Annotated in this window: 16 protein-coding genes and 2 pseudogenes; 3 read left to right on the top strand and 15 right to left on the bottom strand. The window is 40.2% G+C overall.

From position 1 onward, the window contains the following. Nucleotides 1-22 precede the first annotated feature (22 nt). From P20652_RS00730 to zapE, 8 genes and pseudogenes are all read right to left on the bottom strand, one after another. A complete protein-coding gene (locus tag P20652_RS00730) occupies nt 23-460 on the bottom strand; it encodes a ClpXP protease specificity-enhancing factor (RefSeq protein WP_008172752.1) in 438 nt (145 codons plus the stop codon). Continuing rightward, nucleotides 460-1,086: a stringent starvation protein SspA gene (sspA, locus tag P20652_RS00735; protein ID WP_008172749.1), complete on the bottom strand. Its 627-nt coding sequence runs from the start codon at nt 1,084-1,086 to the stop codon at nt 460-462. Before sspA ends, P20652_RS00730 begins: the two co-directional genes overlap by 1 nt. A gap of 81 nt (nt 1,087-1,167) precedes the next feature. Beyond that, nucleotides 1,168-1,911 (bottom strand): cytochrome c1, encoded by a 744-nt coding sequence (locus tag P20652_RS00740; protein WP_008172748.1) that lies wholly within the window; start codon nt 1,909-1,911, stop codon nt 1,168-1,170. Further along, a pseudogene (locus tag P20652_RS19265) lies at nt 1,908-3,172 on the bottom strand (cytochrome bc complex cytochrome b subunit). The gene P20652_RS00740 and the pseudogene P20652_RS19265 overlap by 4 nt, the downstream one beginning before the upstream one ends. After that, on the bottom strand, nt 3,172-3,762 hold the full coding sequence (gene petA / locus P20652_RS00745) for a ubiquinol-cytochrome c reductase iron-sulfur subunit (RefSeq protein ID WP_007378319.1): 591 nt from the start codon (nt 3,760-3,762) through the stop codon (nt 3,172-3,174). The pseudogene P20652_RS19265 and the gene petA overlap by 1 nt, the downstream one beginning before the upstream one ends. 577 nt (nt 3,763-4,339) lie before the next feature. Continuing rightward, nucleotides 4,340-4,732 carry a 30S ribosomal protein S9 gene (rpsI, locus tag P20652_RS00750; protein ID WP_162470330.1) on the bottom strand — a complete coding sequence of 131 codons (393 nt, stop codon included), beginning with the start codon at nt 4,730-4,732 and terminating at the stop codon, nt 4,340-4,342. An 8-nt stretch (nt 4,733-4,740) separates the two neighbouring features. After that, nucleotides 4,741-5,169 carry a 50S ribosomal protein L13 gene (gene rplM, locus P20652_RS00755; protein ID WP_007378318.1) on the bottom strand — a complete coding sequence of 143 codons (429 nt, stop codon included), beginning with the start codon at nt 5,167-5,169 and terminating at the stop codon, nt 4,741-4,743. A 285-nt stretch (nt 5,170-5,454) separates the two neighbouring features. Next, nucleotides 5,455-6,543 (bottom strand): cell division protein ZapE, encoded by a 1,089-nt coding sequence (gene zapE / locus P20652_RS00760; protein WP_008172741.1) that lies wholly within the window; start codon nt 6,541-6,543, stop codon nt 5,455-5,457. Nucleotides 6,544-6,677: 134 nt separating this feature from the next. Between zapE and P20652_RS00765 the strand changes: the two genes are divergently transcribed. The 3 genes and pseudogenes from P20652_RS00765 to P20652_RS00775 all read left to right on the top strand — a co-directional run bounded on the left by P20652_RS00765 (nt 6,678) and on the right by P20652_RS00775 (nt 9,791). Beyond that, nucleotides 6,678-7,121: a YhcB family protein gene (locus P20652_RS00765; protein ID WP_008172738.1), complete on the top strand. Its 444-nt coding sequence runs from the start codon at nt 6,678-6,680 to the stop codon at nt 7,119-7,121. Between the two features lie 132 nt (nt 7,122-7,253). Then, the gene (locus P20652_RS00770) at nt 7,254-8,606 is read left to right on the top strand and encodes a Do family serine endopeptidase (protein WP_008172736.1); all 1,353 of its coding nucleotides are present in this window, start codon (nt 7,254-7,256) and stop codon (nt 8,604-8,606) included. Between the two features lie 101 nt (nt 8,607-8,707). Continuing rightward, nucleotides 8,708-9,791, top strand: a pseudogene (locus P20652_RS00775) (trypsin-like peptidase domain-containing protein). A gap of 87 nt (nt 9,792-9,878) precedes the next feature. On the opposite strand, the gene murA reads toward P20652_RS00775, so the two are convergent. Genes murA through P20652_RS00810 form a run of 7 tightly spaced genes read right to left on the bottom strand, consistent with a single transcriptional unit; the run spans nt 9,879 to nt 14,543 of the window. After that, complete coding sequence (gene murA / locus P20652_RS00780; RefSeq protein WP_008172733.1) at nt 9,879-11,138, bottom strand: UDP-N-acetylglucosamine 1-carboxyvinyltransferase; 1,260 nt, start codon at nt 11,136-11,138, stop codon at nt 9,879-9,881. Nucleotides 11,139-11,151: 13 nt separating this feature from the next. Continuing rightward, nucleotides 11,152-11,409: a BolA family protein gene (locus P20652_RS00785; protein WP_002957953.1), complete on the bottom strand. Its 258-nt coding sequence runs from the start codon at nt 11,407-11,409 to the stop codon at nt 11,152-11,154. 5 nt (nt 11,410-11,414) lie between these two features. After that, nucleotides 11,415-11,708 (bottom strand): lipid asymmetry maintenance protein MlaB, encoded by a 294-nt coding sequence (locus P20652_RS00790; protein ID WP_008172731.1) that lies wholly within the window; start codon nt 11,706-11,708, stop codon nt 11,415-11,417. Beyond that, nucleotides 11,701-12,381, bottom strand: a complete 681-nt coding sequence (locus P20652_RS00795; protein WP_008172729.1) for a phospholipid-binding protein MlaC — start codon at nt 12,379-12,381, stop codon at nt 11,701-11,703. The genes P20652_RS00790 and P20652_RS00795 overlap by 8 nt, the downstream gene beginning before the upstream one ends. Before the next feature lie 5 nt (nt 12,382-12,386). Then, nucleotides 12,387-12,935, bottom strand: a complete 549-nt coding sequence (mlaD, locus tag P20652_RS00800; RefSeq protein WP_002957950.1) for an outer membrane lipid asymmetry maintenance protein MlaD — start codon at nt 12,933-12,935, stop codon at nt 12,387-12,389. Nucleotides 12,936-12,948: 13 nt separating this feature from the next. Beyond that, the gene (gene mlaE / locus P20652_RS00805; protein WP_008172728.1) at nt 12,949-13,728 is read right to left on the bottom strand and encodes a lipid asymmetry maintenance ABC transporter permease subunit MlaE; all 780 of its coding nucleotides are present in this window, start codon (nt 13,726-13,728) and stop codon (nt 12,949-12,951) included. Continuing rightward, the gene (locus P20652_RS00810) at nt 13,728-14,543 is read right to left on the bottom strand and encodes an ATP-binding cassette domain-containing protein (protein WP_083832879.1); all 816 of its coding nucleotides are present in this window, start codon (nt 14,541-14,543) and stop codon (nt 13,728-13,730) included. The genes mlaE and P20652_RS00810 overlap by 1 nt, the downstream gene beginning before the upstream one ends. Nucleotides 14,544-14,606 lie beyond the last annotated feature (63 nt).

Below are 14,606 nucleotides of genomic sequence, written 5' to 3'. Positions count from 1 at the left end.
GTTNTTTTTTGGCATTTATGTATTACTTAATAACACGTAAATGAGAGCCTTTTTTCTTTTCAGGCTTTTCTAGCGGGGTCTCATCAATAAATTCAGCTGATGAATCAACGCTTTCAAGCTCTGGAGCAAAATCGTCTTCGTCCCCTAAAAACTCATCTGCAGTAAATACTGTACCTTCACCATTTTCACGCGCATATATTGCCAGCACTGCACCTAAAGGTACATACACTTGCATTGGTTGACCACCAAAGCGTGCGTTAAAGCTAAGTTGAGTTAGGTCTAACGAAAACTGAGTTACTGCTGAAGGACTAATGTTTAAAACAATTTGTCCATCTTGAACAAATTGCGTCGGCACTTGTACATTTGCAAATCCAGCGTCTACCACTAAATGCGGTGTACACTCGTTATCAACTATCCAATCAAAAAAAGCACGTAATAAATAAGGACGATTAGGCGTCATTATAAACGAATCTCACGCTCAGCTTCAGTTAAAGAAGCTTGGAATGACTCACGTTCAAATAAACGGATCATGTACTCTTTAAGCTCTTTAGAACCCGCGCCATTAAGCTCAATACCAAATTCTGGTAAACGCCATAATAGCGGAGCTAAATAACAATCTACCAAGCTAAACTCTTCACTCATAAAGTAAGGAGCTTCGCTAAAAATAGGTGCTACAGCAAGCAATGCTTCTGTTAGCTCTTTTCGAGCTTGTGCAGCATCTGATGTATTATTGATGATTTTTTCAGCTAGGCTGTACCAATCAGTATCAATACGGTGCATCATTAAACGGCTACGACCACGCATAACCGGATAAACTGGCATCAGTGGAGGATGAGGAAAACGTTCATCAAGGTATTCCATGATGATGTTTGCCTGATATAAACCAAGCTCACGGTCAATCAGTGTTGGCACTGTACCGTAAGGGTTAATTTCGTGAAGTGCCTCTGGCAAGTTGTCCTTTTCAGCCAAATGAATATCTACACTTACACCCTTTTCCGCAAGTACAATACGTACTTGGTGGCTATACATACAGTTAGCACCAGAAAAAAGGGTCATTACAGGGCGCTTATTGGCAGCTACGGCCATGCCTATACCTCCATTAAATAACTAAAACAGCAATAGGGGCTTAAGCCCCTATTGCAAAATTACCTTTAAAAATGCTCAAACTTAATGAACATCTCTCCAGTATTCTTTCTTAAGCATAAATGCCAAGATAAATAGGATAAACAAAAATCCAATTACCTTAATACCTATCGCTTCTGATTCAAGACGTGAAGGTTCACCCACGTATTCAAGGAAGTTCGTTAAATCACGAGCCGCTTGGTCATATTCATCTACGCTTAATTCACCCGTACCATCTGTTTCTGTACCAGTAATATGGATAGTTTTTTTACCATGTACTGTTACTTCTTCAGTAATTGCGGTAGGTAAACCTTGCAACTCTTGAAGAACATGTGGCATGCCCACCGATGGAAATAACGTATTATTTACGCCAAATGGGCGAGATTCGTCTTTATAAAACGATTTTAAGTAGGTATAAATCCAATCACTGCCACGCACACGCGCAACATTAGTTAGATCCGGCGGAGCCGCACCAAACCATTTTGCAGCATCTTCTTTTGCCATAGCATTAATGATATGACCACCTACTTTTGAACCATCAAAAATAAGCTGCTCTTCGCCAATTTCTTTTGGAATGCCTATATCACGAAAAGTACGCTCATAACGTTGATACTGCATTTGGTGACAACCAAGGCAGTAATTCATGAACAACTTTGCGCCACGCTGCAAAGAGGGCTGATCAGTTAAGTCATTACCCGCATCCATTAATGGTGCAGTTGGACCTGCCGCCATTGCTGGTAGTGCGTTTACAGATAAAGCGAATAAACCAATAAGTAGCTTTTTCATCATTTCGTTAACCTCTCTGGCAATGGCTTAGTTTTTTCATTCTTACTGTATACAAACAACAGTACGAAGAACATAAAGTAAGTCACAGTACAGATTTGAGAGATTATCGTTTTCATATCGGTTTGTGGCGTTGCACCCACCCAACCTAAAAGAACGAAAGTAACTACAAACCCTGCAATGTTCCATTTGTGGAAACCACAACGGTAACGAACTGAACGAACCATACCACGGTCAATCCAAGGCAATAATGCAAGTACTACAATAGATGCACCCATTGCTGCAACACCCATAAGCTTGTCTGGAATCGCACGTAAAATTGCATAAAACGGCGTAAAGTACCAAACAGGGAAAATATGCGCTGGTGTTTTAAGTGGGTTTGCCGGTTCAAAGTTTGGCGCTTCTAGGAAGAAACCACCCATTGCAGGCATAAAGAACACTACCCAACAGAACAAAATTAAAAAGCCAACCACACCCACAATATCTTTAACTGTATAGTAGGGGTGAAACGGTATCGCATCAACAATATCTTTCTTGTCGGTATAATACTCATGGAATTTAAATTTAGGCTTATCTTCTTCAGCTACAGTTCCTTTTTACGTTTATTATCAACACCTTCGGGGTTATTGGAACCCACTTCGTGCAGTGCAACAATGTGTAAAAAAACTAAGATTACAATAACCAGTGGCAGTGCAATTACATGTAATGCAAAGAAGCGGTTAAGCGTTGCACCTGATATTACATAATCACCACGGATCCAGAGAGTTAAGTCATCACCAATAACCGGAATAGCACCGAATAATGAAATGATTACCTGTGCACCCCAGAATGACATTTGACCCCATGGTAATAAGTAGCCCATGAATGCTTCAGCCATTAGTGCTAAGAAAATGAACATACCAAATAACCACAGTAGTTCACGCGGTTTTTGATAAGAGCCGTAAATCATACCACGGAACATATGCATGTAGATGACGATGAAAAACGCTGATGCACCCGTTGAGTGCAAATAGCGTAATAACCAGCCGTAATCCACATCACGCATGATGTACTCTACTGATGCAAACGCACCTTCAGCAGAGGGTACATAGTTCATCGTTAACCAAATACCGGTAAGGATTTGATTTACTAGTACTAGCATGGCTAGTGAGCCAAAAAAGTACCAGAAGTTAAAGTTTTTAGGTGCGGGATACTGTGCAATGTGCATGTTCCAGACACGTGTCATTGGGATTCGGTCGTCAATCCAACCTATAATTTTACCAAACATTAGACTACCCCTCTTTCTTCGCCCACTAAAATAGTGGTTTCATCTAGAAAAGTATAAGGTGGTATTTCTAAGTTTAATGGGGCAGGTACCGATTGAAATACACGGCCGGCCATATCAAATTTAGAACCGTGGCACGGGCAGTAGAAACCGTCATCAGTCCCTTCTACTTTTTCACCAAAGTTACCTTGTAAAAAGCCTGGCGAACATCCTAAATGCGTACAAATACCTACAGCCAAAAATATTTCTGGACGTAATGAACGGTAATCATTTGTTGATGATTCTAATTGTTGTGGCTCTTGCGATTGCGGATCACGAAGTTGACCTTCGTGCTCTTTCATCTGCTCAAGCATTTTTGGGGTACGTGATACAACCCATACAGGTTTACCACGCCACTCGACACGTATTAATTGTCCAGGTTCAAGTTTGCTGATATCTACTTCTACAGGCGCACCCGCAGATTTAGCTCGCTCACTTGGATTCCAAGACGCAATAAAAGGAACAGCAGCCCCAGCCGCACCAACACCACCAACAACAGAGGTAGCTATGGTTAAAAAGCGACGTCGGCCATTGTCTACAGGCGCATTGCTCATCCACTTATCTCCACTTACGATTCTCAACACTTGCTATATTGAGAACATCAGTTACAGCAGGTTAATTATTCGAATTTTTAAAATAGAAACGTTCATAATTAAAACCCTTGATTAAAACAAGGTTATTCACAGTTCTACGCTCTAATAAACCTAACTTGACCAATATAGTTTGGTTAAGCTACCTCGAATGTAGTACTGAGTAGTTATAATACCGTTTCTGTAAAAACAATGTACTGACCAAGATCAACTTCACTAAGCGGAAGCTGTAAAAACCACACATAGTGTCATAAAACTCGATCGTTTTACTTCCATGCCAATTGTAGCAAAAATTTCCACCAATTAACTGATGGATTTAAACTAATTACGATAATTATTTAACTTTTTTTCAGCTACCTGGCATTTTTATAACTTTCGTCTGATAAATACGCTGTTATTACTAAATATGATCATCCAAGAATGCCTTATCCTTAGAGCTTAGCTATAAGGAGCTGTTGAATAACATAAAATTATAATAATAAATTTTTTATTAAAAAAAACCCAGCATAAGCTGGGTTTTGAATTTTTGATAACGTATAGATTAACGTTTTGAGAACTGTGGACGCTTACGCGCTTTCTTAAGACCCACTTTCTTACGTTCAACTTTACGTGCATCACGAGTAACAAAACCTGCTTTACGAAGTTGTGGACGTAATGATTCGTCAAACTCCATAAGTGCACGAGTGATACCGTGACGGATAGCACCAGCTTGACCAGTAGTACCACCACCGGCAACGGTGATGTATAGATCAAATTTTTCAGTCATATCAACTAGCTCAAGAGCTTGATTAACAACCATACGTGCTGTTTCGCGACCAAAATACTCTTCTAAAGAGCGTTTGTTGATTACGATGTTACCAGTGCCTGGGCGTAAGAATACGCGAGCACTTGAACTTTTACGACGACCTGTACCGTAGTATTGATTTGCCATGATAGTGCTCCTTAAATGTCTAGAACCTGAGGCTGTTGTGCAGCATGGTTGTGCTCAGTACCTGTGTAAACTTTAAGCTTACGGTACATAGCGCGGCCTAAAGGACCACGTGGCAACATGCCCTTAACAGCCTTCTCGATGATCATTTCAGGCTTTGCAGCTTGAAGTTTATCAAAAGTAGTAGACTTAAGACCACCTGGAAAACCAGAGTGTGAATAGTACACTTTGTTTTTGAATTTGTTACCAGTTACAGTAACTTTTTCAGCGTTGATAACGATGATATAATCACCAGTATCTACGTGCGGTGTATATTCAACTTTATGCTTACCGCGTAGGCGATGAGCGATTTCAGTAGCGATGCGACCTAAAGTTTTACCTTCAGCGTCAACTACGTACCAGTCACGTTTTACTGTTTCTGGTTTAGCAACAAACGTTTTCATTTATAAAAATCCAATGTTTTTCAATTAAAACCACAAGTAGTTAATATTAACTACTGCTCTAAGTTTGCTATAACCCCTTCGAGTTTTAGACTTTTGCGCCGCTCACAAGTGGCTAGACTATATGAGGGCATAGAACGCAACGTGGCAGACGCGGGAGTATACCAGCACTTAAAACACATTGCTACTCGCCGGTTGTTTTTTCCACAAGAAATTTTAGAAATAAGAAGTACTATATATGCACCTCTTATTTTTAATGGCTAACCTATTACACTTTTACCTACTTATTTAAACCAAATGCTCTCTAGCTAAATATTCTAGCGATTGCATTTCCTGTAAACGGCTTATACAGCGCTTAAATTCAAAGTTTAAATTACCTTGGGTATAAAGTTCGGTAATAGGTTTTTCAGCCGATATAATTAACGTTACGTGGCGCTCGTAAAATTCATCCACTAAAGCAATAAAACGCCTTGCAGCATCATCATTGGTTTGCCCTAGCTGTTTTACGTTGGATATAATAACCGTATTGTATAAGCGGCTAATTTCCATGTAATCCAATTGGCTACGCGCTGTTTCACACAGCTCGCTAAACTCAAACATTACAATGCATTTCGCTACTTTACGCGTTTTAATTAAACGGCCTTCTATTTTTATAGGCTCGTCTAATTGCCCTGGCTCTGGCGATAACTTATCGAAGTACTCAAATAAGTTTTTATCTGATTGCTCATCCAGCGGACTATGAAAAATTTCAGCCTGCTCTAAGGTACGCAATCGGTAATCAATGCCAGAGTCTACATTTACTATTTCAGTGTTAAGTTTCACTAGTTCAATAGCAGGTACAAAGCGCGCACGCTGTAAGCCATTTCTGTAAAGCTCATCAGGCACTATATTAGATGTAGCAACAAGTACTATACCTCTGGCAAATAACGCTTGCATTAAACCACCTAACAACATGGCATCGGTAATGTCTTGAACAAAAAATTCATCAAAACAAATGATGTCGGTTTCAGCTTTAAAAATATCTGCTATGGTTTCTAACGGATTTGCTGTGTTGTTTAGCTTTTTAAGCTCTTCATGAACTCGGTGCATAAATCGGTGAAAATGCACCCGCATTTTACGGTCGCCCGGTAACGATTCATAAAAAGTGTCAACTAAATAGGTTTTACCACGCCCTACCCCACCCCAAAAGTACAAGCCCTTTATAGGTGCAGGTTCATCTTTACTGAACAACTTAGCAAAAAAACCTTTTTGTTTTGGCTTTGCCTGAGTTAGGTCATCGTATAAACGTTGTAAATGTCGCACAGCATTTTCTTGCGCTGCATCGTGTACAAAGTCATCTCGCGTCAAATCTTGTTGGTATGTTTGCCAAGGAGTCATATCTATTTACAGTTAAAACACAGTTTAATTTGTAAAGTATATTAACACGCATCTTAACTCGGGGTATATTACACTTAGTATGATTTATAATTGAATCGACATTAGTTAAATATTTTCCCAAAGGGGTAGTTTTTATGGGCACAGTTATGTGGGTAGGTTTAATCGTCATTGTTGCTGTTGTAGCATTTTTTATTGGCGCATTTGTTACCAAAAAACAATTCAAGCAGGATGAGTTAAAAGAGCAAGCCGAGCAGGCTCAAAATGCATTAGAGCAGTATCGTCAAGATGTAGCAGATCATTTAGCAAATACGGGTAAGCTCGTTAATAAAATGAAAGACAACTACGATCAACTGCTTAATCACGTAGAAGAAACCAATCAACTTCTTCTAGAAGATAGAAATAAAGCACCAGCAGAACCCTTTTTCTCAAAAGAAACAACTGAGCAATTACAAGCGTCTTTAAAAGAACGTCAGTGTGATCGCTCATCAGCTGCTGCGCAACCAGCTGATTATGTATCGGGTGAATCTGGTTTATTTGTTGGTCAAAATAAAGTTTCAGAACAGCCCAAAGCATCTTGATGAACTTTTTTTAGACCCCATAGTCTTTAGATATAACAGCTTTGTTGTTTTTATCTTAATAAAACCATAAAGGGCTGCTGCAAAGTAGCCCTTTTTGTTTTTGCTTTATCTTAAGTGGAGTTACCCCTGACTATGAAAATGAAATTATCACTTATCAGCGCAGCTATTCTATCTACAAGTTTATTAATGAGCCCTGTAGCGTCATATGCAAAAATGCCAATTGCAGTAAATGGTCAACAACTACCTACCTTAGCCCCCATGCTAGAGAAGATATCTCCTGGGGTTGTGAGTATTCAAGTTTCAGGTTCTAAAGAAGTGCGCCGCCGTGCTGATCCACTTGAGTACTTTTTTGGGCAACAACAACCTCGCAGTCAAAAACGCCAGTTTAGTGGTTTAGGCTCAGGGGTAATTATTAATGCTGATGAGGGCTATGTAGTCACTAATAACCACGTAATCCAAGATGCTGAAAAAATGGTAGTTACTCTCGAAGATGGCCGTGAATTTGAAGCCACTAAAATTGGTACTGATACAGAATCAGACATTGCTCTTTTACAAATAGACGCTGATGACTTAACTGAAATCAAACTCGCAAACTCAGATAATTTACGAGTGGGTGACTTTGCTGTCGCTATTGGTAACCCATTTGGCCTTAGCCACACAGTTACATCAGGTATTGTTAGTGCCCTTGGCCGAAGTGGCTTAAATATTGAAGGCTACGAAGATTTCATTCAAACCGACGCGGCTATTAACCAAGGTAATTCTGGCGGTGCATTAGTTAACCTTAACGGTGAGTTAATTGGTATTAATACGGCCATATTAGGCGCTTCTGGCGGCAACGTGGGTATTGGTTTTGCTATTCCATCTAATATGATGAAGAACCTAGTAGATCAAATTATTGAACACGGCGAAGTACGTCGAGGTTCATTAGGTATTTCTGGACGCCCGCTTGATGCAGGGCTTGCTAAAGCCCAGCAGCTTGATGTTAAACAAGGTGCATATGTTATGCAGGTAATGGACGACACAGCAGCAAGTAAAGCAGGGATCGAAGCGGGTGACGTTATTGTTAGTGTTAACGGTGGCGACATTAGTGGCTTTAATGAACTACGAAGCAAAATTGCTACGCTAGGTGAAGGCCGTGAGATAAAACTAGGCATTTACCGCGATGGAAAAATTAAAACCGTCAAAGTAACCCTTGATGGTGCATCAGGTGTTACAGCGACAGGTGAAGAACTACATCCTGCATTCCAAGGCGCGACGCTTGAAAACGTGCAAAAAAATAGTAATAAAGGGATTGAGGTTTCGTCTGTAGACCCTCGCTCACCTTCTGCACGCGTTGGTCTTGAAGAAGGCGATATTATTATGCAAGTGAATCGCCAACGCGTTGAGACAATTCGTGATATGAATAAGATCATCGAAGGTACGAAAGGTAATATCGTCCTTGGCGTAAAACGTGGTCGTGAGTCTATATTTATTTTAATTCAGTAATTAATAGCACTATTAATGTAATAAAAATAACAGTGGCACTTGCCGCTGTTATTTTTTTATGTCATCATAAAGGGATTGCCCACTGACATAATAAGAAAATCGTGCTGAAACTAATAAAATTTGTTCTTCCCCCATTATTTGCAGGCCTTAGTATTGCCTTTTTAGTGGTTTTTTTTCAGCCCTAATATGCGAGCAGCCTTACTTCCAAATGTTCCCCTACCCAGTTCGATGAGTTCAAGTCACCTGAGTTTTGCTGACGCAGTTAAACGAGCTGCACCTTCTGTGGTTACTATTTTTTCAGAAAGTATTTCCAAAGAACCCCGTTATAAAAGAAAAAACACGGTACAAGAACTAGGCTCTGGTGTCATCATGTCACAAGACGGTTATATTCTTACCAACTACCATGTTGTTAATAATGCAGACCAAATTATGGTTATCCTAACCGATGGCCGACGCTTTTTTGATGTACAACTAATTGGTTTTGATACCATTACTGACTTAGCCTTGCTTAAAATCAATGCAGATCACCTCCCGGTAATTCCTGTTAATGATAGTTATGTGTCAAATGTAGGTGATGTTGTCTTGGCTATAGGAAATCCGCTTAACTTAGGACAAACAATAACCCAAGGTATTATTAGCGCCACGGGTAAGCAAAAAATTACAGACAGCCCTTACAATAACTTATTGCAAATGGATGCAGCTATTAACGTAGGTAACTCTGGCGGCGCATTAGTTAACTCCAATGGTGATTTAGTCGGCATTACTTCTGCACAGTTTAAAACGCGCGAGAACCTTAATATTCAAGGAATATTTTTTGCGGTTCCTTACTCACTTGCTAAAAAAGTAATGGGTAAACTCATTCGCCATGGTCGCGTTGTGCGCGGTTATTTAGGCTTTGAAGGCACAGCAGTAGACAGTACAGGTAAAGAAGTAAACGACAGTCTAACCCCGGTTACTGGCATGCGTATTACTAACTTAGACCCTTTAGGTCCTGCATGGCAAGCCGGCATTGAAGAGCAAGATATTGTGATAAAAATTGCAGGGCTTTCGGTAGCAAATCCACAAAAAGTGCTTGAAAAAATAGGTAATACAGAGCCTGGTAAAGAAATAGAATTTGAGCTTTACAGAGATGGGAAAATAGAAAAAATCATGGTGGTGGTAGCGGAACTTGAAACAAAGCTTTAATAATAAATAATACCAACCTGCATAAATCGTCAATAAAAAGGTCGGATAGCAATTTGCGTATCCGACCTTTTTCTAGTTAAATATCTACTAACTGCTTCTACGTTTTATATTTGCGCCTAATGCACTTAGTTTATCTTCGATGCGCTGATAACCTCTATCAACGTGATAAATACGGTCAACAACCGTTTCACCTTGTGCCACTATACCCGTTAAAATTAAACTAGCTGAAGCGCGTAGATCGGTTGCCATCACTTGCGCACCCGTTAAGCTTTGAGTCTCACCACAAATTGCAGTGTGCCCTTCTAAACGAATATTAGCGCCCATGCGTTGAAGCTCTGGCACATGCATAAAACGGTTTTCAAAAATCGTTTCTGTAATAGTCGCACTACCATTTGCGACTACATTCAATGCTGTAAATTGAGCTTGCATATCCGTAGGAAAGCCAGGATGTGGAGCCGTTTTAATATTCACAGCTTTAAGCTCGCGGCCGCGCATATCAAGATAAATACTGTCGTTATGTACTTCAAGGTGCGCATTCGTTGCTCGTAGCTTTTCGAGCACTGGCTCAAGAGAATGAAAGTCAGTATTTTTACAAAGTACTTCACCGCCAGCCATTGCCGCTGCAACTAAAAATGTACCTGTTTCAATTCGATCAGGCAAAATACTGTGCTCACAACCTGCTAAACACTCAACACCTTCAACTTCAATGCGGCTAGTGCCTGCGCCCGAAATTTTAGCACCCATCGCAATTAAGCAGTTAGCTAAATCAATTATTTCGGGCTCACGTGCAGCATTATCAAGTATGGTTTTACCATCAGCGAGGGCAGCTGCCATCAATAGGTTTTCGGTAGCGCCTACGCTCACCATTTCCATAAAGATTTCAGCGCCTTTTAAGCGACCATTTACCTTGGCATTAATATAACCATTTTCAACGTTTATTTGTGCGCCCATGCGCTCCAGACCTTGAATATGAATATCAACAGGGCGAGCACCAATGGCACACCCGCCAGGTAAAGATACTTGAGCTTCACCAAAACGTGCAACTAAAGGGCCTAATGCAAGCACGGAGGCGCGCATTTGCTTAACTAAGTCGTATGGCGCTAATGTTTTATTAACCGTTGAGCCGTCAATCACTAGCGTATCGCCGTGCCAATTAACATCAGCGCCTAGAGTTTTTAATAAGGCTTCAGTAGTCACTATATCGCGAAGACGCGGTACATTGGTAAATGTACTTTTACCATCAGCTAATAGTGAAGCAAATAAAATAGGAAGTGCGGCATTTTTAGCGCCAGAAATAGTCACTTCACCAGCAAGTGAAGTGCCACCTTGAATTACAAATTGATCCATTAAGAGGCCCTATTTATTGCGGTAAAATGAATTTTTGTTCACGCTTCCACTCTACAGGAGTAAATGCACGAATAGATACTGCGTGAATTGTCCCATCTGAAATTGTATTCATTAATGGACCATAAACTAGCTGCTGCTTTTTAACTCGACTTAAACCGTCAAAGCATTCACCTACTGCAACAACTTCATAATGACTACCATTGGCTTTTACATGCACTTCAGCTAATTGAAGTTCTTCGCGTAATAATGTTTCGACTTGGCTAGTTTCCATAACTCTCACTCAAATAGGGTTGTAACCTGACCCAATTGCATTAAATTTTGCAATTGCTCAGGTAGGTTTTGCAATTCAAGACGAATGTCTTGCTGCTTTAATTCTGCAAAAGAGTGAATTAACCAAGCTAAGCCCGCTGTGTCAACCCTAGATACTCCACTTAGGTCAAAATAGATGATTTTATGCTTAGTTAATAGCTTGTTGTTCAGAAGCTGTTCATCGCCAATTGAATTTCGAGTAAGCTCACCGTTTACTCGAAAGTGTTGTCCATCAACTTGGCTTATTGCCAATTTAGTCATTCGAGTTACTGCCTCTAAACTGAACTGGTAGCTGACTCTTTTGTTCTAAAAGGTTACTTACATTATCAATACCTTGCTGACGTAAAATACCTTGTAGCTCGCTTTGCTTTGCATCTAGTAGACTAATACCTTCGGCAATCATATCGTATGCGCGCCATTCACCGTCGCGGTCTTCACGTACTTTAAAGTCAATTCTGATATCAGGTTTACCGTCTTCAATAATTTTAGTCTTAACGACAACGACGTCTTTGCCTTTAAACGCTTGCTCTGCACCAAACTCAACTTTCTGGTTTGTGTATTGAGTGAATACACCTGCATAAGTTGCAACTAAGTACTCTCTAAATACACCAATAAAGCGTTGAATATCTTTAATTGCTTTGGCTTTTTCAGCTTCGTCAGTAATTGCACGTACTTTAGATACTTCACTACCTAGTACGCGAAGTGCTGCATATTTGTAGTCGATATAAGGCATTAATTCTTCTTCAACAATTACGCGAAGATGCTCTTGATCTTTAACAATTAATGGCTGATCTTTTTTAATACGTGCGAATGTATTATCGGCAACTTGGCGTACCATTTTATTTGGATCGATTAATTTCACATCTGCTGCACTTACGCTTTGAGTTAGCGTCATTGTGCCAATTGCTACAATAGCTAAAAACTTTTTCAACATAATAATTACTCACTACCTTGGTTGAATAAAAACTGCCCGATTAATTCTTCAAGTACAATAGCAGACTTAGTATCAGTGATTGAATCGCCATCACCTAGTGCTTTGCTTTCCACACCAAACAAATCGTCAATTGCTTCATCTTGCTTGTTTTCAGTCACTGTTTCGCCTAAACAACGTTGCTTAGCCGAATCTGGAGAAATGACAGGATGAATGCCTAAGTACTGCTCACCTAAAATACCCGAGGTTAAAATAGAGATTGAACTCGTGTCTGAAAAACGACATAAGTACTGTGCATCAATGGTCATATTAACGACGGGTAAAAACTCTTGTGGGTGAACATAAATTGATTCAACACGCCCAATTACAACACCGCCTACTTTTACCGGTGCACGCGCTTTTAGTGACCCAATGTTTTCAAACTTGGCATTAAGCGTATATGTTTCGCCAGAGCCACTAATACCTGAATTGGCAACTTTAAGTGCAAGCATCGCAAAAGCTAAAATGCCAAGTGCTACAAAAAAACCAACTAAAATTTCTAATTTCCGTGAATTCATTATCTATACCCTATTAGCTGGTAAACATTACCGCTGTCAAAATAAAGTCAAAACCTAAAACTGCTAATGACGAATGAACAACCGTTTCGGTGGTTGCTTTGCTGATCCCTTCTGAGGTCGGCACACAGTCATATCCTTTATAAAGTGCAATCCAGGTCACCACTATGGCAAATACAAAACTTTTAATAATACCGTTTAGTATGTCTTGCTGAAACGACACTTGTGATTGCATGATTGACCAAAAACTACCTGTATCAACCCCAAGCCAATCTACACCCACTAGATGAGCGCCTATGATTGCTACGGCTGAAAATATCAATGCAAGCAATGGCATGCTTATGAAACCCGCCCAAAAGCGCGGTGCAATAATACGTCTTAGCGGATCGATTGCCATCATCTCAAGTGATGAAAGTTGTTCTGTTGCTTTCATTAAGCCAATTTCAGCTGTCAATGCGCTGCCTGCGCGTCCTGCAAATAGTAATGCAGTAACAACCGGGCCCAGTTCTCGCAATAAACTCAGTGCCACTAACGGCCCTAAACTATCCTCAGCGCCATACCCAACTAATACGGTGTAACCTTGTAACGCCAATACCATGCCGATAAATAAACCCGACACCATAATGATGAGTAGCGATTGCGAACCCACCATATAAAGCTGACGAACAAGTAACGGTGTGCCTTTTTTAAAATTAGGAACATGCATTAATGCGCTAAACAACATATAGGCAGAACGACCAAGAGCCGCAAAACGCCCTAGCGTTTTATGTCCTAGCTTTTGAAATAAATCCAACATTATTCTTTTTCTCCAAGCAGTTCATCTGCATAAGCTTGAGCCGGGAAATGAAATGGTACAGGACCATCCGACAAGCCTTTTAAAAACTGTTGAACTAAAGGAGATTCATGATTACGCATTTCATCAGGAGTACCACTGCCAATTACCCCTTGATCGGCGATAATTATGACGTGTTCAGCAATACTCATTACCTCTGTCACATCGTGCGTCACGATTAAAGACGATAAACCCAATACTTCGTTGAGCGACTTAATTAGTTTAACTAACACGCCCATAGAAATGGGGTCTTGACCTGCAAATGGCTCATCGTACATGATTAGCTCTGGATCAAGTGCTATAGCGCGAGCAAGTGCAGCACGCCTTGCCATACCGCCCGACAACTCAGAAGGCATTAAATCTTTAGCGCCACGCAACCCTACTGCTTGTAATTTCATTAATACAACTAATCGAATAAGGTCTTCGCTTAGCTTTGTGTGTTCTCTTATTGGAAACGCAATATTGTCAAATACAGACATATCAGTAAACAACGCACCACTTTGAAAAAGCATACTCATTTTAGTACGTGCTTCGTATAGCTCTTTACGAGACATTTTAGGAATGCTGCCACCTTCAAATAAAATATCACCTGAATCTGGTTTAAGCTGACCACCAATTAAACGCAACATAGTGGTTTTGCCAATTCCGCTTGGCCCCATGATCGCAGTGATTTTACCTTTAGGAACGCTAAAACTCATATTTTTATATATGGTTCTATTACCTCTCGAAAAGCTAACATCCTTGACTTCTACTATTGATTGCGACAAGTCGCTCTCCATAAAAATGTTCACTAGTTCCCCTATTTTAAAGCTTTTTTGTCAAAGATGGAAAAAACAATTCGT

The organism is Pseudoalteromonas sp. BSi20652, from assembly GCF_000239855.1.
Classification (GTDB): Bacteria; Pseudomonadota; Gammaproteobacteria; order Enterobacterales; family Alteromonadaceae; genus Pseudoalteromonas.
This window is presented reverse-complemented; position numbering and strand designations above follow the sequence as displayed.